This is a genomic window from Kribbella sp. NPDC051620 (assembly GCF_044453825.1).
GTDB lineage: Bacteria > Actinomycetota > Actinomycetes > Propionibacteriales > Kribbellaceae > Kribbella.
Genome location: NZ_JBITDB010000003.1, coordinates 493,857 through 517,918, shown reverse-complemented (window position 1 = coordinate 517,918; position 24,062 = coordinate 493,857). Strand labels below are relative to the sequence as shown.

The 24,062-nt window shown below is 67.4% G+C and carries 18 protein-coding genes and 1 pseudogene; 15 read left to right on the top strand and 4 right to left on the bottom strand.

Features of this window, described 5'->3' with window-relative positions; genetic code table 11:
- Nucleotides 1–54: 54 nt before the first annotated feature.
- Nucleotides 55–297 (bottom strand): annotated as a pseudogene (locus tag ACIA12_RS15460) (DNA glycosylase AlkZ-like family protein); the annotation flags it as partial.
- A gap of 163 nt (nt 298–460) precedes the next feature.
- On the opposite strand from ACIA12_RS15460, the gene ACIA12_RS15455 reads away from it, so the two are divergent.
- The 4 genes from ACIA12_RS15455 to ACIA12_RS15440 all read left to right on the top strand — a co-directional run bounded on the left by ACIA12_RS15455 (nt 461) and on the right by ACIA12_RS15440 (nt 7,318).
- Nucleotides 461–2,122: a molybdopterin-dependent oxidoreductase gene (locus tag ACIA12_RS15455; RefSeq protein ID WP_396367621.1), complete on the top strand. Its 1,662-nt coding sequence runs from the start codon at nt 461–463 to the stop codon at nt 2,120–2,122.
- Between the two features lie 4 nt (nt 2,123–2,126).
- Entirely contained in the window at nt 2,127–2,705 is a 579-nt protein-coding gene (locus ACIA12_RS15450) for an O-methyltransferase (protein ID WP_396367620.1), read from the top strand.
- A gap of 106 nt (nt 2,706–2,811) precedes the next feature.
- Complete coding sequence (locus tag ACIA12_RS15445) at nt 2,812–3,873, top strand: LacI family DNA-binding transcriptional regulator (RefSeq protein WP_396367619.1); 1,062 nt, start codon at nt 2,812–2,814, stop codon at nt 3,871–3,873.
- A gap of 10 nt (nt 3,874–3,883) precedes the next feature.
- Complete coding sequence (locus ACIA12_RS15440) at nt 3,884–7,318, top strand: sugar-binding protein (RefSeq protein WP_396367618.1); 3,435 nt, start codon at nt 3,884–3,886, stop codon at nt 7,316–7,318.
- Here the strand turns inward: ACIA12_RS15440 and ACIA12_RS15435 are convergent.
- Nucleotides 7,281–8,027: an alpha/beta fold hydrolase gene (locus tag ACIA12_RS15435; protein WP_396367616.1), complete on the bottom strand. Its 747-nt coding sequence runs from the start codon at nt 8,025–8,027 to the stop codon at nt 7,281–7,283. The two genes, ACIA12_RS15440 and ACIA12_RS15435, sit on opposite strands and share 38 nt — an antisense overlap.
- Nucleotides 8,028–8,250: 223 nt before the next feature.
- On the opposite strand from ACIA12_RS15435, the gene ACIA12_RS15430 reads away from it, so the two are divergent.
- The 6 genes from ACIA12_RS15430 (at nt 8,251) to ACIA12_RS15405 (ending at nt 15,042) form a co-directional block, all read left to right on the top strand.
- Nucleotides 8,251–9,345, top strand: a complete 1,095-nt coding sequence (locus ACIA12_RS15430) for an enolase C-terminal domain-like protein (RefSeq protein WP_396367615.1) — start codon at nt 8,251–8,253, stop codon at nt 9,343–9,345.
- A 30-nt stretch (nt 9,346–9,375) separates the two neighbouring features.
- Nucleotides 9,376–10,716, top strand: a complete 1,341-nt coding sequence (locus tag ACIA12_RS15425; protein WP_396367614.1) for an ABC transporter substrate-binding protein — start codon at nt 9,376–9,378, stop codon at nt 10,714–10,716.
- The gene (locus ACIA12_RS15420) at nt 10,713–11,639 is read left to right on the top strand and encodes a carbohydrate ABC transporter permease (RefSeq protein ID WP_396367613.1); all 927 of its coding nucleotides are present in this window, start codon (nt 10,713–10,715) and stop codon (nt 11,637–11,639) included. Before ACIA12_RS15425 ends, ACIA12_RS15420 begins: the two co-directional genes overlap by 4 nt.
- A complete protein-coding gene (locus ACIA12_RS15415; protein WP_396367612.1) occupies nt 11,639–12,529 on the top strand; it encodes a carbohydrate ABC transporter permease in 891 nt (296 codons plus the stop codon). The genes ACIA12_RS15420 and ACIA12_RS15415 overlap by 1 nt, the downstream gene beginning before the upstream one ends.
- Before the next feature lie 212 nt (nt 12,530–12,741).
- Nucleotides 12,742–13,962: a sialidase family protein gene (locus ACIA12_RS15410; RefSeq protein ID WP_396367611.1), complete on the top strand. Its 1,221-nt coding sequence runs from the start codon at nt 12,742–12,744 to the stop codon at nt 13,960–13,962.
- A 48-nt stretch (nt 13,963–14,010) separates the two neighbouring features.
- Nucleotides 14,011–15,042, top strand: coding sequence for a LacI family DNA-binding transcriptional regulator (locus tag ACIA12_RS15405; protein ID WP_396367610.1), 1,032 nt, complete (start codon nt 14,011–14,013; stop codon nt 15,040–15,042).
- Nucleotides 15,043–15,100: 58 nt separating this feature from the next.
- Here ACIA12_RS15405 and ACIA12_RS15400 read toward each other — a convergent pair whose 3' ends face one another.
- Both ACIA12_RS15400 and ACIA12_RS15395 read right to left on the bottom strand, forming a co-directional pair.
- A complete protein-coding gene (locus tag ACIA12_RS15400) occupies nt 15,101–17,719 on the bottom strand; it encodes a hypothetical protein (RefSeq protein ID WP_396367609.1) in 2,619 nt (872 codons plus the stop codon).
- A 77-nt stretch (nt 17,720–17,796) separates the two neighbouring features.
- Entirely contained in the window at nt 17,797–18,861 is a 1,065-nt protein-coding gene (locus ACIA12_RS15395; protein ID WP_396367608.1) for an aldo/keto reductase, read from the bottom strand.
- A gap of 90 nt (nt 18,862–18,951) precedes the next feature.
- Here ACIA12_RS15395 and ACIA12_RS15390 point away from each other — a divergent pair, with 90 nt between their 5' ends.
- From ACIA12_RS15390 to ACIA12_RS15370, 5 genes are all read left to right on the top strand, one after another.
- Entirely contained in the window at nt 18,952–19,971 is a 1,020-nt protein-coding gene (locus ACIA12_RS15390) for a zinc-binding dehydrogenase (RefSeq protein ID WP_396367607.1), read from the top strand.
- Entirely contained in the window at nt 19,968–20,732 is a 765-nt protein-coding gene (locus tag ACIA12_RS15385) for an SDR family oxidoreductase (protein WP_396367606.1), read from the top strand. Before ACIA12_RS15390 ends, ACIA12_RS15385 begins: the two co-directional genes overlap by 4 nt.
- 114 nt (nt 20,733–20,846) lie before the next feature.
- The gene (locus ACIA12_RS15380) at nt 20,847–22,214 is read left to right on the top strand and encodes an ABC transporter substrate-binding protein (RefSeq protein WP_396367605.1); all 1,368 of its coding nucleotides are present in this window, start codon (nt 20,847–20,849) and stop codon (nt 22,212–22,214) included.
- Nucleotides 22,215–23,156 (top strand): carbohydrate ABC transporter permease, encoded by a 942-nt coding sequence (locus tag ACIA12_RS15375; protein ID WP_396367604.1) that lies wholly within the window; start codon nt 22,215–22,217, stop codon nt 23,154–23,156.
- A gap of 2 nt (nt 23,157–23,158) precedes the next feature.
- Nucleotides 23,159–24,061, top strand: a complete 903-nt coding sequence (locus tag ACIA12_RS15370; protein ID WP_396367603.1) for a carbohydrate ABC transporter permease — start codon at nt 23,159–23,161, stop codon at nt 24,059–24,061.
- Nucleotide 24,062: the final 1 nt, after the last annotated feature.

Genomic DNA, 24,062 nt, shown 5'->3' with positions numbered 1-24,062 from the left:
TCGGTAGTTCGCTCTTGCGGTAGGTCCAGTGGGCGATCACTCGGTCGTGCTGGATCAGGCTGCCGGGTCGAGTCGGTCTGCGACGGTCCGGGCTTCGGACTTCTTGACGCCGGACCAGTAGGCGAAGTCGTCAACGGTGGCCGGCCCGAAGGCGGCCGCGAACGAGCGCGCGAGGTCGCGCAATCCGGGCTGATGATCGGCCGGTTCTGGGGGCTCGGGGGCGGTGCGCCAGAGCCAGTACTGGCGGAGGGTGAGGAGGTGGACGGTCGGATCGCGCACGGGGTTTGTGCGTTGATGCCGGCGAGCTGTTCGACGAGCGCGACCAGGTCACCGGTGAACGGCTCGTCGAGAGATTGCCCTGACCACGGAAGGCGGCTGCTCGCCTTGGGATCCATGGGGTGATGGTAAGGAATGTGGGGGGCTGACCGATCCGCGGTGGGGAGTGGTCCGAAGTACCGGTATGACTACGAGGAGACGTCGTGCGCTGGCAGCGGTTGGTGGGGTGCTTGCCGCTGGTGCGGGGCTGGGCCTCGGTGAACTGACGGCGGCGCTGGCGGGTGGTACGTCTCCCGTAGTCGGCGTGGGGACGCAGTTGATCGACTTGGCGCCGGGTGCTGCCAAGGACTTTGCAGTCAAGAACCTCGGTACCGCCGACAAGCCGGTCCTGATCGGCGTGGTCCTGCTCGCGGTGACCGTTTTCGCTTTGCTGGCAGGCGCGATCGGAGCGACGAGACCCCGCGTCGCCGTCGCATTGACAGCCCTGCTCGGCATACTCGCGATCCTGGCGGCCGCCACCGGCCGGACACTCGCCCCCAACCACTTCGTCCAAGTCCTGCCCGGCATCATCACGTTGCTAGTAGCAACAATCAGCATCCTCCTCGTCCTCCGCATCCTCCACCCTCGCCCTGAGCTCGACCACCCTCACTCCGAGCTCGACCACCCTCACTCCGAGCTCGACCACCCTCGCCCCAACCAGAGCCGCGGCGAGGTCGATCCGCGCCGCGGCGAGGTCGATCGACCCCGCGTGGCTGGTGCAGGGGCGGCTGAGGGGCCGGTGGGGTTTGATCGGCGGAGGTTTCTTGGCACTGCGATGGCGCTTGGTGTGGCTGGTGCGGGCGGGCTGGGGGCGTCGCTGGTGATTCCGGCCGGCGTGAGTGAGGCGACGCGGCGGGGGATCAGGATTCCGGTGCCGGCCAGCCGGGCTCGGGCGATGCCGGCGGGGGTGGCCTCCGAGGTTCCCGGGGTGAGCCGGTTCGTCACGCCGAATCCGAGTTTCTATCGCGTCGACACGCTGCTGACCGTGCCCAAGGTCGATCCGCGCACCTGGTCCCTGCGGATCCACGGCATGGTCGATCGTGAACTCCGGTTGAGCTTCGCCGACCTCCTCGACCGGCGGCTGATCGAGCGCGACATCACCCTCACCTGCGTCTCCAACGAGGTCGGCGGACCGTACGTCGGCAACGCCCGCTGGATCGGCGTACCGATCGCCGACCTGCTCCGCGAAGCCGGCGTCCGAGGTGACGCCGACGCGATCAAGTCGACCAGCGTCGACGGACTGACGATCGGTACGCCGCTCAAGGCGCTCACCGACGGCCGGGACGCGATCCTCGCCGTCGGTATGAACGGCGAGCCGCTCCCCTTCGAGCACGGCTTCCCGGTCCGCATGGTCGTACCAGGACTGTATGGCTACGTGTCCGCGACCAAGTGGGTCGTCGACCTCGAGGTCACCAGGTTCGCCGACTTCAGCGCCTACTGGACCGACCGCGGCTGGTCCGTCGAGGCGCCGATCAAGACCTCGTCCCGGATCGACGTGCCGAAGGGATTCGCCCGGATCAAGGCCGGCCCGGCCGTCGCGGCCGGCGTCGCCTGGGCGCAACACCGGGGCATCGCCAAGGTCGAAGTACAGGTCGACGACGGCGAATGGCAACCCGCCAACCTCGCCGCCCAGGACACCATCGACACCTGGCGCCAATGGACGTTCCGCTGGACCGCAACCCCCGGCAACCACAAACTCACTGTCCGAGCCACCGACGCCACCGGCGAAGTCCAGACCGCCGACCGCGCAGCCCCCCGCCCCAACGGCTCAAGCGGCCTGCACAACACACTGGTAATGGTCGAATAACCAGATGGACGACAACCCGCGCCGGTTCCCCGAAGCCCTGCCTGTACTACGTGCCGCCGCACTCGACGCGGGTTTCGCGATGTCCTGCGACGAGCGCACCGGCAACCTGCTGACCGTGTTGGCTGCCGCCCGACCGGGCGGCCGGGTACTTGAGCTGGGTACTGGCGCCGGCGAGGGCACCGCCTGGCTGCTTGATGGGATGGATGCGGCATCACGTCTGGTCTCGATCGAGCTCGACCCGGCCGTCCAGGCGATTCCCCGCGCAAAGTTCGACGGCGACCCCCGGGTGACCTTCGCTACCGCTGACGGCGGGAAGTGGCTGGAGGCGTATGACGGGCCACCGTTCGACCTGGTCTTCGCGGACACCTGGCCCGGGAAGTTCACGCATCTCGAGCGGGCGTTGCAACTCGTAGTACGGGGCGGGACGTACTTGGTCGACGACCTGCTGCCGCAAGCCAACTGGCCGGAGGGGCACGGCGACGCTGTCGAGCGGCTCCTCGCTCAGTTGGACGAACGCACCGACTTCCACACCGTCCGGCTGACCTGGTCGACGGGACTGCTGCTGGCTGTTCGGTCTGCTTAGCGTTAAAACTTGGTTCGTGCTGCTGACGTCTTGACCTGCGTCCTGCGGCTTACTAGCGTGCGGGCACGGGTTTTAACGTCAATAATCGGCAGGGTTGGAGGCCGGGATGGCGCCGGTACCGCATGGGCACGTGACGCTGGTTCAGGTGGCCCGCTGGGCGGGGGTTTCGGCGCAGACGGTGTCGAACGCGGTCAACAATCCTGAGCGGGTGGCACCGGCGACTCGGGAGCGGATCCTGGCCGCGGTGGAGGAGCTGGGCTACGAGCCGAACCTGTCGGCGCGGGCGCTGCGCAACCGCAGCTCGTCGCTGATCGCGTTCAAGACCCGGCCGGCCCGGACCGACAAGGCCTCGCTGCTGATGGACGAGTTCCTGTACGCACTGAACGCCGCAGCGGCCGAGGCCGGCTATCACCTGATCCTGTGCCACGCCGAGGACGGCTCGGCGAACGAGATCAAGGCGTACCGGGATCTGCTGAAGATGACGTCGGTCGACGCGTTCGTACTGGCCGAGACGCACCGCAACGACGACCGGGTCTCGGCGCTGCGGTCGTGGGGCGTGCCGTTCGCGTCGTTCGGCCGGTCCTGGGACGGTGACGAGGCCACGTCCTGGGTCGATGTCGACGGCCGCGCCGGCACCCGGGCCGCGACGGAGCACGTCGCGGCGCAGGGTCACCGCCGGATCGGTCACATCGGCTGGCTGGCCGAGTCCGAGATCGGCGCCGAGCGTCGGGAGGGGTGGCTGGAGGGTTGCCGTGGGCGTGAGCTCGAGACGGACCTCCAGGCCGCGGTCCCGGACACCCTGGAGGCGGGCCGGCAGGCCGCGCACCGGATGCTCGACGCATCCCGCCCTGCGACGGCGCTCGTCTGTGCGTCCGACACGCTCGCGCTCGGCGTACTACGTGCGCTGCACGAGCGGGGGTTGCGCTCAGGGGCCGACGTCGCGGTCACCGGCTTCGACGACTCACCCACCGCCGCACTCGTGAGCCCCGGCCTCACCACTTTGCATCAGCCGATCGACGTCGTCGGCCGGCAGTTGATCCAGTCGATCGACAACCTGCTCGCCGGCGACCCCCGTGATCCGCAGCACGTGCTGCTGGAACCGGAACTGATCGTCCGCGGCTCCAGCCTCCCAGGACTATCAATGCAGCCAGGACCACCGAGGCAGTGAGGGGACACCGATGAGGACCCGAATGAAGTTGCTGGCAGCAATCACCGCCGGGGCGCTGCTGTTCCCGGCCCTGACTTCCTTGCCGGCGGCATCGGCCACCCCGTCCAACGCGTTCGTGGTCAACACGGAGAAGCTCGCGGGCGGTACCGGGGTCGCCGGGGTGATGGATCTGACCGCTTACGGCGATCTCGACTGGGTCCATCCGGCTGGTACGGGTACCGACCGCAAGGCCGGGGTAGCGCCGTCGATCACGGTCGACAACCTCGATCCCGCCGCCGCGCAGACCACCCTCGACGACAGCCCGCTGTCGTTCCGGTGGTCGGACGGGACCTCGACGACGTCGAGCACGGGGATCACCACGGGTGGGGTTTTCAACTCGGTCGGCAGCGCGGCTGGTGGCTACCGGATCTCGGTCGCGCCGGCGGATTCCCCGCGTCGGTTGGTGTTCGTGGGCGGCATCTGGCAGGCCCGTGGCACGGTCACCGTCGCGGCGGCGGACGGGAGCGGTTCGGCGTACACGACGCCGATCAGCGCCACCGACGCTGCTGTTGCCAAGCGGTACACGGTGACGATCCGGCCGGGGGAGGGCGTCGTCGTGACGACCAGGTTCACCGAGAAGGTCCAGCCGGCCGGGAACGTGTCGCTGTCCGCGGTGGCGCTGTCGCGGGTCGCCTCGGTGGATGGTCCGAGCTTCGCGGCCACGGCGCCGCCGGTCTCGATGGATCTGACCGGTGAGGGGCCGAGCGACTGGCTGCATCTCGATGGCTCGACGATCAACCGCAGCAGCGGCGTACCGGCCGGAAAGGCTCGACTGGCCGTCGCGAATCGGCAGGCCGGTGCCGCGATCGGTGCGCAGAACGACAACCCGGTGACGTACTCGTGGACCAACGGCACACCGACGGCGACGCAGGCGGGCACTCGGCAGGGCGGCATCTTCTTCGCCGACGGAGCGAACGTCGACGTGGATCTCGGCGGCTCGTACGGCTACGACCTCACCGTCCCCGCGGCAGCGAGCGGACGGACCGTACGGTTCGTTTCCGGCGCCTGGCGCGCGACCGCGACCGTCTCCGTCTACCTCAACGGCGCCACGACACCGAGCTTCGTCAGCAGCGATCTGGTCAGTACCAACGACGCGGTCACCCGGCTGTACGAACTCACCCTCGGCGCCGGTGACTCGGCCCGGATCAGCACGCAACTGCTCCGCAAGACGCATGCCTCTGGCAACGTCACCTTGGCCGGCGTCACCCAGGCGGAGACCTCGGCGGACGGGTTCCGGGAACTCACGCGAGTCCTGCTCGCGCGGGCCGCGTCGGCTGACTTCAATGCAGCCAGCGAGGCGGCACAGCAGCAGCTCGACGGCGAGATCACCTCGGCGACAGCAGTGATCGGAGATGCCTCAGCTCAACGGGACGAGCTGCGGCTGTCCTACCTGCTGCTCAAGGCTGCTTTCGACGAAGCTGGGTCGGCGGCGGCCGGAGCGGAGTACACGAACGTCACGAATCCGGGGCTCACCTCGTCGTTCGGGTGGGAGGGCGACCTAAATGCGCCGATCGCCTTCATCGACGGCAGCTACAAGCTTCGCAGCCGGGGCAATGCGGTGGTGACGTTCGGGGTCCCCAACATTCCCGGCAAGATCAAGTGGTCCAACGCCGAGGGGTATCTGCCCGCGTTCATCAGCGAGTACGCCAAGGACGGGCTGCAGGTGCGGGTCGAGAACTTCGCGGATCTGGTGGTGATCGGCGGGAACCGGTTCGAGGTCGCGTACTCGAGGATGACCGTGACGAACACGACGGCGGCTACCGCCCGGCTGCCCCGGGTGTCGAGCCTGCTGACGCCACTGACCGCGACGGCCGCGCCGACGGTGACGACGATAGGCGCCGGCCAGACCGTGGTGCGCGACTACGCGGTCGCAGCCGATCGGTTCGGAGCGAGCTACGACTGGCCGTCCGCGCTGCAGTTGCAGCAGGCGGGCTCGTTCAGCAAGCACTACAAGGACATGCGGAAGTACTGGAACACCAGGCTGGCGGCGATCGCACAGATCACGGACCTTCCGGACGAGCGGCTCGTCAACGCGTACAAGGCCGGCTACATCTACACGTTGATCATCCGGGACGACATCGACGGCGCGAAGCAGTTGCACGTCGGCGAGAACGGGTACGACGAGATGTTCGACCACGACACGATCGGCATCGTGGCCACGCTGCTGACGATCGGTGACTTCACCTACGCCCGCGACTACCTCGCCACGCTGCCGGCCCAGCTCCAGTACGACGACGCCAAGTGGAAGTACAGCTGGCCGTACGCGCTGTATCTGCAACGGACTGGCGACAAGGCCTTCGTCCGCAGCCAGTTCGAGACGATCAAGAAGAACACCCACATGGTCGAGACGGACCGGATCGACGGTGGTACCGGCATCATCAAGCAGACCTTGGCGATCGACTCGCTGGGCTACTGGACTATCGACAACTGGTCGGCGCTGGCCGGGCTCACGACGTACCGGTACCTGGCCACGGCGCTCGGCGAGACTGCCGAGGCGAACTGGGCCAAGGCGGAGTACGACGATCTTCTGCGGGTCGCGACGGCCCGGATCACCCAGACCATGCAGGAGCACAACCTCGACTACATCCCGATCTCGATGGTCGAACCCAACGAGACCGGGCCGCGCAAGGATCCCCGGGACGCGAACTGGGCGTCGATGTTCTTGTTCGGCCGCTGGGCCTGGGACGGGTACCTGTTCGGGGCCGAGCAGAGCGGGGTGATGCTCGACAAGATCGACGACACCTACACGCACGGCTTCGACCGTCGCAAGGACATCTCCGACACCATCTACAACTTCGGCGGCTACCCGCACGGGTACTACTCGAGCGCCTACAACGCCGGGTACGGAAGCTCGGCGCTGCGTGGTGAGCAGTATCGCGACCTGGGGATCAAGGCGTACCAGTTCATGATCGACAAGGCGCAGAGCGGGCCGTTCGGCTGGTGGGAAGGCGTCGGCTACCCGAGCGCGAACTCGCCCTGGGACATCGACCACGCGTCCGGCGGAGGCGGCTCAAACCAGCACATGTGGGGCCAGTCCACCGCCACCAAGGTCCTGTTCGACTCGCTGATCGCCGAGAAGTCCGACGGCACTTTGATCCTCGGCCGCGGCGTACCGGACGAATGGCTCGCGGACCGGCAGAAGATCGCCATCGACAACTACCCGACCACCGATGGCAAACGCGCCGGCTACCGCCTGACCGCCAACGGCAAGTACCTGTCCCTGGAACTGACCGGCGCCTCCGCCACCAGCTACAGCATCGAACTCCCGGCTCTCCGCAACAACATCGCCGCCGTCTCGCTCAAGATAGCCACCATCAACCAGCCCGCCGGCACCATCACCCTCCCCGCCGGCACGACCCGCGCAACCATCACCCTTCAACGCCCGATTCCGACACCGGGAGGGTGACGCCAACGGCATCCAGGATCGACGCGGTGACGGCCTCGGGCTGGGAAACGCTGAGCGCGTGGGATGCGCCCGGCACCTCGCGAACGCCCTTGGCCGCCGCCCGGTCGGCCAGGAAGCGGTGCAACGCGACTGGGATGTTGAGGTCCTGATCGCTGAAGACGAACCACGACGGGATCGTCTGCCAGGCAGGATTTCCGGTCGGTAGCCCGGCGGTCAGCGCCACCTCGGTGACTGGCCGCTGGGTGGCGCTCATCAGGGCTGCCTGCGCGGCCGGTACATCGGCGGCGAACTGGTGGTGGAAGGCCGATGGGCGGATGGCGAACTCGTTGCCGCCCGTCGCGACCGGGTAGGCGGCAAGGGTCTCGCCGAGAGTGCTGCCGGGGAACTTGCCGGACAGAGCGAGCGCTGATTCGCCCTGCGCGGGCGCGAAGGCGCAGACGTAGACAAGGCCGGCCACCTTGTCGCTTCCGGCGGCCGCTTCGGTGATGACCATGCCGCCGTAGGAGTGGCCGACGAGGATCACGGGCCCGTCGATGCCGGCGATGACGTCGCGAACGTAGGCGGCGTCACCCGGCACGCTGCGCAGCGGGTTCGCGACGGCGACCACCGGTACCTCGGCAGCCTGCAGGCGCTCGACGACACCGTTCCAGCTGGCGGACTCCGCGAAGGCTCCGTGGACGAGGACGACGGTCGGTTTCTGCTGGGTCATGATCGCTTCCTTCTGATCGGTGACGGCCGGGCTCCGCGTCCGGCCTGCTAGGCGTTAAGACCGGACAAGCACGCGCGGTGTGACACCGGGAGGCGCGCGGTGGCTACCATGTCCGGTGATGAACCTGATTAATCGAGAAAGATTAGTCTGGTTTATAGGCGAAATGCCGTCTTCCTGCTACCTTTGCGACGCATTGATCTGATTCATTCGTCGGAAAGAGCTCATGAAGATCACCCATGTCGAGACTCACCGGGTCCGGATTCCCGCCGCGAGCCCGCCGTTCCGCTGGCGTGCCGGTCTTGGCGGGAGCGCTCCGGACGCGACCGGTGCCGTGCTTCGGATCGGCACCGACGACGGCGCGGAAGGGGTGGCGCTGTTCGCCCGTCCCGGTGCTGCCGCCCAGCTGGAGGATCTCGTCGATCGGGTGTTCCGCGACGAGCTGATCGGTCAGGACCCGTACCAGCGGGAGTGGCTCTGGCACCGGATCTGGGAGCTCGACCGGATCGAGGAGCTCCCGCTTCCCACGCTCGGGTTGATCGACGTCGCGCTGTGGGATCTGGCCGGGAGGGTGGCCGGGCAGCCGGTCTGGCAGCTGCTCGGTGGCCACCGGCGCTCGATCCCGGCGTACGCGTCGACCTCGACCTTCGGCACGACCGAGGAGTTCCTCGACGTCGCGACCCAGTGCCTCGAGGCCGGCTACGCGGCGATCAAGTTGCACGCCTGGGGTGACGCACGCCGCGACGCTCAGCTGTGTGCTGCTCTGCGAGAGCACGTGGGTGACGACGTTCCGCTCATGTACGACGGCTCGGCCGGCTTCGACCTGCCCGACGCGATCCGGCTCGGCCGCGCGCTCACGGACCTGGACTACCTCTGGTACGAGGAGCCGATGCGTGAGTTCAGCGTCACGGCGTACGGGCAGCTGGCTCGTACGGTCGGCGTGCCGCTCCTGGTCGCCGAGACGTCGGACGGTGCGCACATGAACGCCGCCGACTTCATCACGGCGGGCGCGGCGACCTTCGGCGTACGGGCGAGCACCACCCTCCGCGGCGGGATCACCGGCGCGATGCGGACCGCCCACCTGGCCGACGCCTACCGGCTCCGCGCCGAGGTCCACGGCTCCGACATCCCCAACCAGCACCTCTGCATGGCCATCTCGAACACGACGTACTACGAGTCGCTGGTCACCTCGACCGACGTACGCCGCGAGGCCTGTGTCGACGCCGACGGTCTGGTCCACGCGCCGCTCGCTCCCGGCATCGCCCTGCCCCCGCACCTCGAATACCCAGCACCACTACGCCATCTCGTCGCCACGCCGTGACGACACCGATCCCCTGACGAAGGACCCGCCATGAAGCAACAACTCACCCTGGTCGCCGCGCTGGCCGCACTGACCGCGTTGGCCGGCTGCGCGAGCGCGGACACGACCGCCGCGCCGGCCACCTCGGCCTCGTTCAAACCGGTCGCGCAGGACGATGCCGCCACAGTCACCGTCTGGACCGACTCCACCCGGCTGCCGGCGGTACAGGCGTACCAGAAGTCGCACCCGGACAAGAAGCTGAACATCGTCACGTACGACGGCAGCGCCGACGGCTCCACCTACCTGCAGACCAAGGTGCAGCTGTTCGACCGGACCGGCTCCGGCTGGCCTGATGTCGTCTTCGCCTCGCCGACCGACGTCACCTGGGCCTCCGCGCCGACCGGTCCGAAGGCCCAGGCCTTCGCCGCGCCGCTCAACCAGGGCCTGGTTCCGCAGACGACGCTGGACAACTTCGCCAAGGGGTCGCTGGCGCCGTGCGAGTTCGGCGGCCAGACCTACTGCCTGCGCAACGACATCGCCCAGGTCGTCGTCTGGTACAACGCGGAACTGCTGAAGAAGTTCGGGTACGAGGTGCCGAAGACCTGGCAGCAGTACCAGGCCCTCGGCGAGAAGGTCGCGAAGGAACACCCCGGCTACCTGCTCGGCGCGGTCGGCGACACGAACTCCCACGAGTCGTACTTCTGGTCCAGCCAGTGCCCGGCCTTCAACCTCAGCGGCCCGACCACCCTGCGGACCGATCTGCAGGATCCGAAGTGCACCCGGATGGCGACCCTGCTCGACTCGATGATCGCCAACGGCTCGGTGAGCAAGGAAGGCTTCTTCGGGCAGAGCTTCGCGGCGCGCAAGGGCCCGAAGGTGCTGATGGCGATCGGCCCGTCGTGGTACGGGCAGTACCTGTTCAACTCCGCCTTCAAGACTCCGGCGGGACAGGTCGCGGCCGCGCCGCCGCTGACCTGGGACGGCGACCCGGCAGTTGCCACCGGCAACGTCGGCGGCGCGGTCTGGATGGTCTCCTCGCACACCGCGAACGTGAAGACCTCCACCGACCTGGTCACTTGGCTGACCACCTCCAACGAGAACCAGGCCGGCGCTCCGACGTACCCCGCCTATGCTCCGGCCGCGACCGCCTGGCTGGCGAACCCCAAGAACAGCCAGTACTTCGCAAGTGATGTCGGTCCCGCGTTCAAGGCTGCCGCCGACGCCGTCTGGACCGGCTGGTCGAACACCCGGTTCAGCGACGCGACCGCCTGGTCCAGCATCGTGCTGCCCGCCCTGACAGCGGGCAAGACCCTCACCGCAACGCTTCCTGCCTGGCAGACCGCCATCGAGAACGAGGCGAAGGCCGCCGGCTACACGGTCACCACGCGATGACCTCGGTCGAACTGCGGGCGGCGCGCGTTCCCACAGCGCGCGTCGCCCGGCGCCGCGGCCGGACCAACGGCTACGCCGGGTACTTCTTCGTCGCGGGGTACGCGCTACTGCTGACGGCGTTCGGAATCGTGCCGACCGGCTACGCGTTCTACCTGGCCTTCACCAACGACCGGGGACAGTTCACCGGACTCAACCAGTTCGTCAAAGTCGTTCAGGACTACCGCTTCGCCCCGGCCTTCGGCCACATCGCCGTTTATCTGGTGCTGTGGCTGGTACTGCTGCTGGTCCTCACCGTCGGGATCGCGGTCGTCCTCCGCGGCCGGATGCGACCGGCCTTGTCGGCAACTCTTCGCTTCTTGTACTACGTACCGGGCGCGCTGGCCGGAGTCGCGAGCGTGCTGGTGTGGCTGTTCCTGCTCGATCCTTCCGTCAGCCCGGCCTCCGGGCTCTTGAAGGCTCTGGGATTCGAGACCTTCTCGCAGGTGATTGGCCCCGGCAACCTGCCGCTGATCTTCGTGCTGATCGCCTTCTGGACCGGCGCCGGCGGCTGGATCGTCGTCATGTACGGCGCCCTCAACAACATCCCGGACGAGATCCTCGAGGCGGCCCGGATCGACGGCGCCGGGCCGTGGAAGTCGGCGCTGTTCGTCCAGATCCCGATGATCGGCCGGTGGATCGCGTACATGGCGATCCTGGCGTTCGCCGGCGGCACCCAACTGTTCGTCGAGCCGCAGATGCTGCAGACCGCCAGCCTCGGCCGCCTCGACCCGGCCTGGTCGCCCAACCAGTTCGCGTACGTGCTCGCGTTCCGCTACGGAGACTTCAACGGCGCGGCCGCGGTCTCCTTGATCCTGCTGCTTCTCGGTCTGATCTGCGCCGGCCTGCTGGTCCGCCGATCGGGCCTGTTCAAGGTGGATGCCTGATGACCGATCACCCGCTGCGGCAGACCTCCCGCGCGCTCTCCGTCGCAGTGCTCGCTCTCCTGCTCGCGCTACTCGCCGTCTTCTTCGTCCTGCCGGTGATCTGGCTGCTGCTGGCACCGACGAAGACAGCGTCGGAACTGGTGGCCGACGGGCCGTTCGCTTTCGGTGCCTTCGGCAACATCGCGACGGCCTGGCGGCACCTGACGTCGTTCGAGGACGGTGTCGTCTTCGTCTGGCTGAAGAACTCCGCGATCTACTCGGCCGGCTCGCTGATCCTCACCCTGGCGACCAGCGTCCCGGCCGGGTACGCGCTCGCCCTGACCAAGTTCCGTGGCCGTCGGCTGCTGCTGTCCGTCACGCTGCTCGTGATGATCATGCCGTCGGCGACGCTGGTACTGCCGTTGTTCCTCGAGCTGAACAGGTTCGGCCTGATCGGCACCGTCTGGTCGGTGATCCTGCCGTTCTCGTTCTTCCCGTTCGGCGTCTACCTCGTCTACATCTACTTCGCGACCAGCCTGCCCACCGAGATGCTCGAAGCCGCCCGGATCGACGGCGCCGGCGAGTGGCGCACCTTCACCACCATCGCCCTGCCGCTGGCCAAGCCGGTCGTCGCCCTGGTCGCCTTCTTCAGCTTCGTCGGCAACTGGAACAACTTCTTCCTGCCCTACCTGGTACTCCCCAGCAGCCAGCAGTTCCCGATCCAGGTAGGCCTCAACCAACTCCTCTCGACCACACCGTCCTTCAACCCGGTCGCCGGCGCAGGCCTCGACATCACCAGCCCCGAACTGGCCCTCTCCGTCATCATCGCCATCCTCCCCGTCCTGATCGTCTTCCTCTTCTCCCAACGAGCCCTGGTCTCCGGAATGCTCGCCGGCGCCACCAAAGGCTGACCACACTTCCGAAAGTTTCGGATCCTCAGTCCCAGCCCATTTCGCGGAATCGTTGCGTGGAGCCTGCCTGAAAGCCCTGACCTGAGGCCTTGACGAGCCTAATCTGGCGCTATTAGGTTCGTCAAAAGATTCAGAAAGTTTCGGCTGGTTCTGATCGGGCGGGCTGGTCTTCAACGAGGAGGTAGTTGGTGAACTATCGCAACGAACCTGAAGTGAGTGACTCAACAGCTGGGACGCCGCAGTTCTCCCGCCGGGCGCTTCTCGGCGCGGCAGCGGCGGCGGGAGTGACCCTCGGCCTCGCGAGACCAGCCTTCGCTGGCACGGTCGCCGTGGGGCATCCGGGCACAGCCGGTGGGGAGGTTCCGTTCGGGCCTGTCGTCGTGGCCGAACCAGCCGTTCCAGGTGGGCGCATCTCCTACGCTCGCGCTGTCCGGCTCAGCACCTCGCAGGCGGGCAGATCGCGAACCCTGCTTGCGACTTTCCAAGGCGCAACAGACCCCGGGTTCCCGATCTATCGCAGTGATGACGACGGCCGCACGTGGGCGAAGCAGAGCAATGTGCCCGACGCGAGCACGGCGTCCGGGGCGTATCGGCAGCCCTTCCTGTATGAACTGCCCCGCGCGTTCGCCGGCCTTCCGCAGGGCGCGCTTCTGTTCGCGTGCAACTGGCAAGGGAACCGGACCAGCACCAACATCCAGCTCTATGCCAGCACGGACGGCGGGCTCACCTGGAAGTTCCTCAGCACGGTGGCCCAGGGCGGACCGCCCGACACGACGAACGGCGCGACGCCGGTGTGGGAGCCGTTCCTGCTGCTGCACAAGGACAAGCTGATCTGCTACTACTCCGACCAGCGCGACCCGAAGTTCGGTCAGAAGCTCGCCCACCAGACCAGCACGGACCTGCGCACCTGGGGTCCTGTCGTCGACGACGCGACCGGAACGACGTACGACCAGCGGCCTGGCATGACCACCGTGGCGCGGCTGAGGGGGAACCTGTGGATCATGACGTATGAGTTCGGGACGCCGGACGACCCCGACAACCCCGATCAGGCCAACTACAGCTACCACGTGCACTACCGGATCGCGACGGACCCGGAGTCGTTCAGGTTCTCCGCGGACACCCCGCTCCTGGACCAGAACGGCGAGGCCCCGAACGGAGCTCCCGTCGTGTCGTGGTCGGACTCGGGCGGCAGGAACGGAACCATCGTGGTCACCGACAACGACCATCAGGACTTCTTCGTCAATCGTGACCTCGGCAGCCCCGGGGCGTGGAGGCGACTCTCGTCGCCGATGCCGGCCGGGTACAGCCGATTCACCATTTCACTGGACGGCCCCGGAAATCCTCGGAACCGTGGCCGGGTCTTCGTCATCACGGGAGCGCAGTACGGCAAACCCGGCGGCGTCGAGGCAGGCGTCATCTCGCTGGGCGGCTGACCCGTACGGGGCCGTGTAAAGTGTCGGGGACGGTCCCGAAAATTTCTGGTGGGAGTCACAGTGGCCAAGGCGGACCGCGTGAAGATCGCCGACATCGCGCGGGCCGCCGGCGTCTCGGCCCCGACCGTGTCGAAGGTTCTGAACGGCCGCGCGGAGGTGGCACCGGAGACCCGTGAGCGGGTCCGCGAGGTGCTCCGGTCACACAACTACCACCGGCGGCCCAGCGGCAAGCAGCCTCGGGCGGGGCTGCTCGACCTGGTCATCAAAGAGCTGGCGACGCCGTGGTCCGTCGAGATCATCCGGGGTGCGGAAGGTGCCTGCCGCGAGGCCGGCATCGGCCTGGTGGTCTCCGCTGTGCACAGCGCTCAATCTGATGCCCAGCGGTGGCTGGACAACCTTGCCGGGCGGCACTCCGACGGCGTTCTGCTGGCGGTCTCCGACCTGGGGTCCGCCGAACGCGAGCGGCTGGACGCCTTGGGGGTGCCGCTGGTGGTGATCGATCCGGTCGGCGATCCGGATCCGGACATCGCCTCGATCGGGTCGACCAACTGGGCCGGCGGCCTGGCCGCGACCGAGCACCTGGTCGAGCTGGGACATCGGCGGATCGCGATGATCGCGGGCCTGCCGGGCCTGCTGTGCACCCAGGCCCGGCTGGGCGGCTACCGCGCCGCGCTGGAACGCGCGGGGATCACCCCCGACCCTGAACTCCTGCGCTTCGGCGACCACTTTCCGCCGAGTGGCCGGGCAGCGGCGCTCGAGTTGCTGGACCTGGCCGAGCCGCCCACTGCGATCTTCGCCGGAACGGACCTGCAGGCATTCGGCGCCTACAAGGCCCTGCAATCGCGCGGTCTGCGCATACCCGACGACATCAGCGTCGTGGGGTTCGACGATCTGGCCGCCTGTGACTGGGTGACACCGCCCCTGACCACCGTGCATCAACGCTTGGTGGACATGGCGCGGATGGCGGTGCGGCTGATCATCGACGGTGGAAAGGATGGCGGCCCAGCCCGCCGCATCGAGCTCGCCACGTCACTCACGGTCCGGGAGAGCACAGCACCCCCTCGCCCCGACCGCGGCTGAACCCGCAACAACCGCAACCGCAGGCCTTCCCCTTATGGGGAAGGCCTGCGGTTGTGAGTCAGCTGGTGAAGTTGACCGAGTCGAACTGGTTGATTGCTGATTGGGTTGTGTCGTGGGAGGTGGTGAAGAGGCCGGCGTCCTGGGTTGCGGCGGCTGAGGGGAGGGTTACCGGGGCGCCGATCGGGACGTAGTTCTGGCCGTCGTAGGAGTAGGACGCGGTGAATGAGGTGCCGGAGCGGGTGAGTTTGACCCAGACCGGGCGGTAGCTGTCGACGGTTGCCCGGGCGTCGGTGTCGAGGTAGCCGTCGCCGTTGGCGTCCCATTCGAAGACGACGCCGTTGCGGGCAGTGGCGGCGACGACGGCATAGCCGGCCGAGGCTCCTGGTTTGGTCATGTCGTTGCGGACCATGATTCCGGACTTGGCCCAGGCGTTGGCGTCGTTGACCGAGACGACCCGAGTGGACGCGCTTGCCTGTGATCCGAAGGCGCCCGCCTGGTAGATGGCGCCGAACTGGTCGTCGTGCTGACCGCCGGCGCCCCAGACGTCGGCCCCGGCGGCCGCGATCCCGAAGGCTCCGCCGCTCTGGCCGAAGTACGAGCTGACAGCTGATGCCTTGGCGGTGCTGAACTCGGCGCCGACGGGTGCATCGACCGCACAGCCGGTGAAGCCGAACTGGTTCGCGTTCAGCGACGTCCGGTACTGCGGTGCGACACCCGCGGCGCAGATCACGTCACGAGCGCCGGCCGGCCAGTTGGCGCCGCTGATCTTGAGGTTGTTGATCAGCTTGTTGTTGTGGAAGGCGGCGTTGGGTGCGGAGACCCCGCCGGAGTTGTACCAGTTGTTCTGGATGACGTTGTCGCTGGTGTTGTTCCGCAGGCTGCCGGCGTTGGTGAAGACGAACGAACCGCCCTGGACCACATTGTTCTCGTACGTCATCGAGCGCGATCCCTCGTCGAGGTACAGGCCGACACCCGAGATGTTGAACAGGTAGTTCTTGTCGACCACGGTGCCGGGGCTCGCGGACAGGTTGTAGACCGATCCACCGTCGGCGAAGCGTGCCTTCGTGTTGTGCACGAGGTTGCCCTCGACGCGGTTGTCCTTGAGCGTGGTCGGCGTCGAGTACTTCGTGTTCCAGTTGTAGTAACCGCGGTCGACGTAGTCGTTCGAGCCGCCGGCGTCGTTGATGCCCCAGCCGTAGCCGGTGTCGATACCGTCGTACGGGACGTTGGAGACCTCGTTGTGCAGGATCTGGGCGTTGGTGACGTAGGTGCTGAGGATGCCGCTGTTGTCCTTGTAGTCCACGGCCACCCGGTTGATCGTGTTGTTCTCGATCAGGATGTCGTGATTGGTCATTCGCGGGTCGCTCGGGTGGTGCGCGTCCGGCAGTACGCCGCCGACCGCGACGCCGTGTCCGCTGTTCTCCACGAACTGGTTGCCGACCACATCGATGTCGCCGGCTCCGAGGCCGACCCCGGTCACGGTGGCGTTCGCGTCGTTCCCGATTCCCAGCGCCGACTGCCCGAGGTTGGTGAAGGTGTTCCCGGTGAACGAGATGCGGCTGGCGGCCGACACCTGTACCGCGGCGGGTTCCTGGTACCAGGAGGTGCGCGCCCGCTCGAACATCTCACAGCCGCGCGAGCAACTCGTGAACGCGTCGGCGGGCCGATAGTCGTAGGCGCCCTTGAGGAACAGCCCGTTCTGCTGGTCGGCATACCCGTCGACGGACGGGCCGAGCCAGGACGTACCGGAGAACTGGATCCCGTCGAAGGCGAGCCCGGTGACCGGCTCGTCGTACGTGCCGCCGATGCTGATCAGGGACTGCAGCCGGGGCAGTTCGACGTCGAGCTGGTTCGGGTCGACGCCGTCGGCCGGCTTGTAGTAGAGCTTGCCGCCGGTCGGGTCGATGTACCACTGACCGACCTGGGTGAGGAAGCTCAGTGAGTTGTCGAGGTACCAGCTCGGCCCCGCCAGGAAGGATCGCTGGACCGTGTCCCAGCCCCAGGTGTTGTTGTCCCAGGCCGGCTGCGCCATCGTGATCTCGGTCGCGCTGATGCTCTGCACCGGCGAGTACCGGTTGGTGAAGTCGCCCAGCGACTCGAACTCGATCCGGCTCTGGTCCGGAAGCGTCGCGAGATAGCTCAGGGCAGGGTTCTTGATGGTCAGACCGGTCGCCGTCGGGGTGACGTCCGCGTTGGCGACCCGGATGGCCGCGCGCGGAGCGATCACGCCGTTCACGTACAGCTGACGGGTGTCGAGGCCGCTCGGGGTGTCCGCCACCCAGATCCCGCGGCCCACGTCGGACTTGGACCAGCCGCTGACCTCCGACGCGCCGGTGATGACCGGGTGAGCGCCGGGTGCGGCGGTCCAGCGGATGGTGTGGTCGCCGCCGCTGTCCTCGGCTCCGAACCGGAGCGGCGCCGAGAGGCGGTAGTTGCCGTCGGCAAGTTCAATGGTCACGTCGCCGCGCTTCACGGCCGGCCGGATCACGTGCTGGGCTCGCTCGAGCGAGCACGGCTTCGCCTGGCTGCAGTGACCGGAGTCCTTGCCGTCAGGCGCCGTGTAGTAGACCGTCGCGGGCGCGGCCTGCGCACTCAGTGGGGTGAGCGCCGAGGCGATGACGGCGCCGGCGCCGAGTAGTGCGAGGACGGCCGAGCGTCGTCCTCGGGGCGTGGTCATCGAGCGTCGTCGTGCAGACGTCAATGTCATGTTGGATCGCTTCCTGTCGTCGGGGCGTCAGTACCCCGGGAACAGAGTTAGCATACGTATGATGTTTGCGACAATAGGTCGCGTCGACGTTGCCGTGGTGAGTTCGCCCGGGCCGGATCCGGGGCGAGACCGCTCGAGTGCAACTCCTCCCACAGCGATTCCGGTATGTCTTCCCCGTACCGGGCCACGGTGCTCCGGACGTGTTCCTCGGTGCGCATTCCGGTCACCACCGACACGACCGCGGGGTGACGCAAGGGGTATTGGACGGCGGCCGCGGGAAGGCTGACGCCGTGCCGTTCGCAGACATCGGCGACCTGGATGGCCCGTTCGACGACGGCTCTCGACGCCTGCCCGTAGTCGTAATGCGCGGTGCTGTCGACCGTCGCTGTGCTGAGCAGACCGGAGTTGTAGACCGCTGCGGCAACCACACCGACGCCACGCTCACGGGCGATCGGCAGCAGGTCGTCAAGGGCTGACTGGTCGAGGAGAGTGAACCGCCCGGCGACCATGACGACATCGACATCGGTACGCCGGACGAACTCGGCCGGCATCGCCGACTGGTTCATGCCGGCCCCGATGGCTCCGACAACGCCCTGCTCCCGCAGCTCGATCAGCGCTGCGACCCCGCTGGTCGAGGCGGTTTCCCAGTGGTCGTCCGGATCGTGCAGGTAGGCGATATCGATCCGGTCTGTACCGAGCCGTGCGAGTGACTGCTCCACGGATCGGAGGATCCCGTCGCGGCTGAAGTCCCAGACCCGCCTCCGCGTCGCTGGTACGGCGAACCCGTCGTCGTCGAGCCGATCGGCCGTCTCCGGGCTCTCCACGAGCAGGCGTCCGACCTTCGATGAGATGAGGACGTCGGCAGTGGCGCCGGCCAGGGCTTGTCCGAGCCGGTGTTCGGAAAGGCCCAGGCCGTAGTGCGGTGCGGTGTCGAAGTACCGGATCCCCGCGTCGAGCGCGGCCGTGACGGCGCGCGTCGAGACCTCGTCGGTGGTTGCCCTGAAGAGGTTTCCGAACTGGGCGGCGCCGAGCCCCAGTTCGGTGAGGTGGTGGCCGGTGCGCAGGCGTCGGGTGGGCAGTGGCGGCGTGAGTGCCTTCGGAAGGTTGTCCATGACCGCGACTGTATCGCCAGTCAACATACGTATTATGTTTGCCGGGATTCTGGGCTACGCTGCGAAAACCGAACGAGAAGGAGTGGAGCGATGCTGGCGGCGAGCTATGTAGGTGACCGGACGATGGTGGTCGAGGAGCGTGAACCTGCCGTTCTCCGGCCGGGAGAGGTCCGGCTCGCCGTGGCCTATGTCGGTATTTGCGGGACCGATCTGCACGTGTTCCACGGCGACATGGACAGTCGGGTCAGCAAGCCGGCGACCATCGGCCACGAGATGTCGGGCACCATCGCCGCCCTCGGCCCCGGTGTCGAGGGCTGGTCGATCGGCGATCCGGTGACCGTGATGCCGCTCGTGTGGGACGGGACGTGTCCCGCCTGCCGTGCAGGCAACGAGCACATCTGTCAGCACCTGGACTTCATCGGTATCGACAGCCCGGGCGCTCTGCAGCAGTACTGGAACGTCCCGGCGGCAACCCTGGTGAGGCTGCCGGCCGGAGTGTCGCTGCGAGACGCCGCGCTCGTCGAGCCGGTGGCCGTGGCGGTGCACGACGTCCGCCGGTCGGAGCTCAGCAGCGGCGACAAGGCTGTCGTCATCGGGGCGGGACCCATCGGCGTACTGATCGCGACCGTCGCTGTCGCGTTCGGCGCGGAGGTCGTGATCGCGGAGATCGACCCTGCCCGCAGGGCTGCCGCCGCCGAGTTGGGGCTTGCGACACTGGACCCCTCGTCCGTCGACCAGGCCGCCTGGGTCGAGGAGTGGACGGCAGGCGCCGGCGCCGACGTCGTGTTCGAGGTCTCGGGATCCGCTGCCGCTGTTCAGGCCGCTACCGGGCTGGTCAAGGTCCGAGGCACGCTCGTCGTGGTGGCCATCCACTCGCAACCGCGTCCGCTGGACCTTCATCGCGTCTTCTGGCGGGAGCTCCGGATCCTCGGCGCCCGGGTCTATCAGCGCCGCGATTTCGAGCGCGCGGCCGAACTTGTTGCCGATGGCAAGATACCGGTGGAGAAGCTGGTGACCGGCGTGGTGCCGCTGGCCGAGGTTCAGTCGGCTTTCGGAGTTCTCGAAGCAGGACAGGCGATGAAGCTCCTGGTGGAGTTGAACGCGTCATGAACCCGTTCGATCTGACCGGACGTCTCGCTGTGGTGACCGGAGCCAAGCGCGGGATCGGTTTCGCCGTTGCCGAGGCGCTGGCTGCCGCCGGTGCCGACATCATCGGGGTGTCGGCCACCCTTGATCCGTCGTCGTCGTCGGCGATCGGGGATCGGGTGCGCAAGCTCGGTCGTGAGTTCTCCGGCCATCGGGTGGACTTCGCCGACCGGGCAGCGGTGGTCGAGTTCGGCGAAGGGCTGGCGGCCGCCGACCGTCCGGTGGACATCCTGGTCAACAACGCCGGAACCATCCGCCGTGCTCCTGCTGCCGAGCATCCGCTCGAGTGGTTCGACGAGGTGCTGGAGGTCGATCTCACCAGCACGTTCGTGCTCAGCCAGATCCTGGGACGGCGGATGCTGCAGGGCGGGTACGGCCGAATCGTCTTCACGGCCTCGCTGCTGTCGTTCCAGGGCGGTATCAACGTGCCGGGCTACGCCGCCGCGAAGTCAGGTACGGCCGGACTGGTCCGCGCGTTGTCGAACGAGTGGGCGGGCCGCGGCGTGACGGTGAACGGGATCGCTCCCGGCTACATCGCGACCGACAACACCCAGGCTCTGCAGGATGACCCTGATCGCTCGCGGGCGATCCTCGAGCGGATTCCGGCGGGGCGATGGGGTGTCGCGCCCGACATCGGGGGAGCTGCGGTCTTCCTGGCTTCGGACGCCGCCGGCTACGTCTCCGGAACGATCCTCCCGGTCGACGGCGGCTGGCTCGGCCGCTGACGCGCTGCGGGATTCGCCGTTCCCAGGCATGGTGAAACGTCATACGTATGCTCTATAGTCACGAACCAAAATGCACTCCGCGTTGTTCCCCGGAGTCGAAGACAAGGACATCTGATGATCGGAATCAACACGGCGGTTCGCTCCCGCCGCAGGTTGGCGGTGGCCGGGCTCTGTGCCGCCACCGCGTTCCTCGTCCTGGCCGGCTGCGGCAGCAATGCCAAGGCGCAGGACGGTTCCCGCGGCTTCCCCGAAGCCAAGCAGGACGCCACGTCGACGATCACGGTCTGGGTGGACGCCGACCGTCAGGCCGCCGCGAAGGCGTTCCAGAAGGCCAACCCGGACACCAAGATCCAGGTGGTCGCCTATGACGGGTCGGCGAACGGGTCCAACTCGTTCCGCACGAAGATGCAGCTGTTCGACCGGGCCGGCAGCGGCTGGCCGGACGTCGTGTTCTCGACCCAGAACAACGACGCGGCCTGGGCCAGTCAGCAGAGTGGGGGCAAGCAGGCATTCGCGGCCGTGCTGGACAAAGGTCTGGTTCCTGGTGACACGCTCGCGAAGTTCACTGCAGGCTCGCTCAACCCGTGCACCGTGGAAGGCAAGGTGTACTGCCTCCGCAACGACCTCGCGCAGGCTGTGCTCTGGTACAACAAGAAGCTGATGAACCAGCTCGGCTACACCGTCCCGAAGACCTGGGAGGAGTACCAGGCACTGGGGGAGAAGGTCGCCAAGCAGCACCCCGGCTACATCATCGGTACCGCCGGCGACGCGTGGACGCCCGAGGTGTTCCTGTGGGCCAGCAAGTGCCAGGCCAACGACGTCACCGGTCCCAAGGCCGTCACGGTGAAGACCGACACGAACGAGTGCAAGCGGGCGGCGTCGATGCTGGACACGCTGCGCGGGAACGGAACCGTCCCCGTCGTGAGCGTCTTCACCCCGGAGTTCGTGAAGAAGTACTCCGGCAAGGTGCTCATGATGCCCGGCCCCGCCTGGTACGCCGGAGCGATCTTCAACAACCCGCAGTCCCTGAACGTGCCCCCGGGCCAGCTCGGCATCGCGGCGCCGCTGCCGTGGAAGGGGGACGACAAGCCGGTCACCGGCAACGTGGGTGGCGGAACATGGTTCATCTCCAGCCATTCCAAGAACCTCGACGCTGCTGAGAAGTTCGTCCAGTTCGTCACCACTGCCGACGACTACCAGGTCAACGTCGCACCGGGATACCCCGCCTATGCGCCGGCCGCTGAGAAGTGGGTCGCGAAGCAGGAGTCCAGCAAGTACTTCGCCACCTCGATGGAGCCGATCGTGACCGCCGCCTCGCAGGTCTGGGACGGCTGGGGCTACGGAATCTTCAGCCAGGAAGCGATCTGGGCGAAGACGATGACGACCGGGATCACCGGCGGCAAGTCGATTGTCGAGCTGCTACCGACCTGGCAGCAGGCGATCCAGAACCAGGCCAAGGTCGACGGATACTCGGTGAGCTGAATGACGATTGCTGCACCGAGCGATCCGCTGGTCGCCGGCGCCCCTGAGCGCCGGCGACCAGCGCCGGGCAACGGCCGGGCACCCGGGAGCACACGGATCGGCTACGTCTTCGTCTCGCTCTACGCGCTGCTCGCGCTGGCGTTCGGGGTCGGTCCTGCGTTGTACGCGGTCGTGCTGGCGTTCACCAACGCCGACGGCGGGTTCGCCGGTCTGGCCAACTTCACGAAGGTCGTCGGGGACTTCCGGTTCTGGCCGGCTGTGCTTCATGTGGCCGTCTACCTCGTCATCTGGCTGGTCATGCTCGTCGTCCTGGTGGTGGGCCTTGCCTTGCTGGTGCACGCCATCCGGTTGCGCTGGGCAAGTACTGCATTGCGTTTCGTGTACTACCTCCCCGGCGCTCTGGCCGGCGCGTCGAGTGTGCTGCTCTGGCTGTTCGTCCTCGATCCCACCGCCAGCCCGGTCAGCGGTCTGCTCCGGGCCTTCGGGTTCGACAGTTTCGTGGCGGTCATCCAGCCCGGGCACCTGCCGGCGATCTTCGCGATCATCGCGTTCTGGACCGGGGCCGGCGGGTGGATCGTGATCATGTACGGCGCCCTGAACAACATCAGCACGGAGGTGATCGAGGCGGCCCAGGTCGACGGCGCGAGCGTGGGACAGATCGCGCTCCGGATCCAGCTTCCGCTGCTGCGCAAGTGGATCGCCTACATGGGCGTCATGTCGCTGGCCGCCGGCACCCAGCTGTTCGTCGAGCCGCAACTGCTCAGCCAGGCCAGCAATGCCGTTGTTCCCAACGACTACTCGCTGAACCAGCTCGCGTACCAGTACGCGTTCCAGCAGAACGACTTCAACGGGGCGGCCGCGATCTCCCTGATCCTGCTGGTCGTCGCGTTGCTGCTGTCATGGGTGTTCGTCACCCGTGGCGGCCTTTTCGAGAGGGAATGAGGATGTCGAGTACTACCGTCGAACACCGCCTCGCGAACCTCCGGGGATGGAGCGGCCGGTCGGTCGCCGGCGTCGTGGTGACGCTGTGCGTCTTCTTCTTCGCCGTCCCGGTCGTCTGGCTGCTGCTCGCCGTCACCAAGTCCGCCAAGGCGCTGACCGTCTCGAACCCCTTCTCGGTCGGCTCATGGCACGACCTCGTCGCCAACTGGCACCAGCTGTTCGCCTTCCAGGACGGCGCGGTCACCACCTGGATCGGCAACTCCGCGATCTATGCGGTGGGCGCGCTGGTGATCACGCTCATCGTCGGCATCCCCGCCGGGTACGCGCTCGCGCTCACCGAGTTCAAGCTGCGCAGGGCCCTCCTGGTGCTGACTCTGGTAGTCATGCTGATCCCCAACACGGCGCTGGTGCTGCCGATCTTCCTGGAGCTGAACAGCGTCGGCCTGATCGGGAGTCCGTTGTCGGTGATCCTGCCGATGTCGTTCTTCCCCTTCGGTGTGTACCTCACCTACATCTACTTCTCGACCAGCATCCCGCGGGACCTGCTCGCCGCGGCCCGGATCGACGGCTGCACCGAGTTCCAGGTCTTCACCCGGGTGGCGCTGCCGCTGGCCGCGCCGATCGTCGCGCTGGTCGCCTTCTTCAGCTTCGTCCAGAACTGGAACAACTTCTTCCTGCCGTTCGTGATGCTGCCCTCCAGCGACGGCTACCCGATCCAGGTCGGGCTCACCTCGCTGCTGGCCGCGACGCCGGCCTTCAACCCGAGCTCGGCGGGATCGGACTCCATCCAGCTGCCCACCCTGGCGCTGGCCACGATCGTCTCGATCCTGCCGGTGCTGATCGTCTTCCTCTTCTCCCAGCGGTTCCTGGTCTCGGGAATGACGGCCGGAGGAACCAAGGAATGAC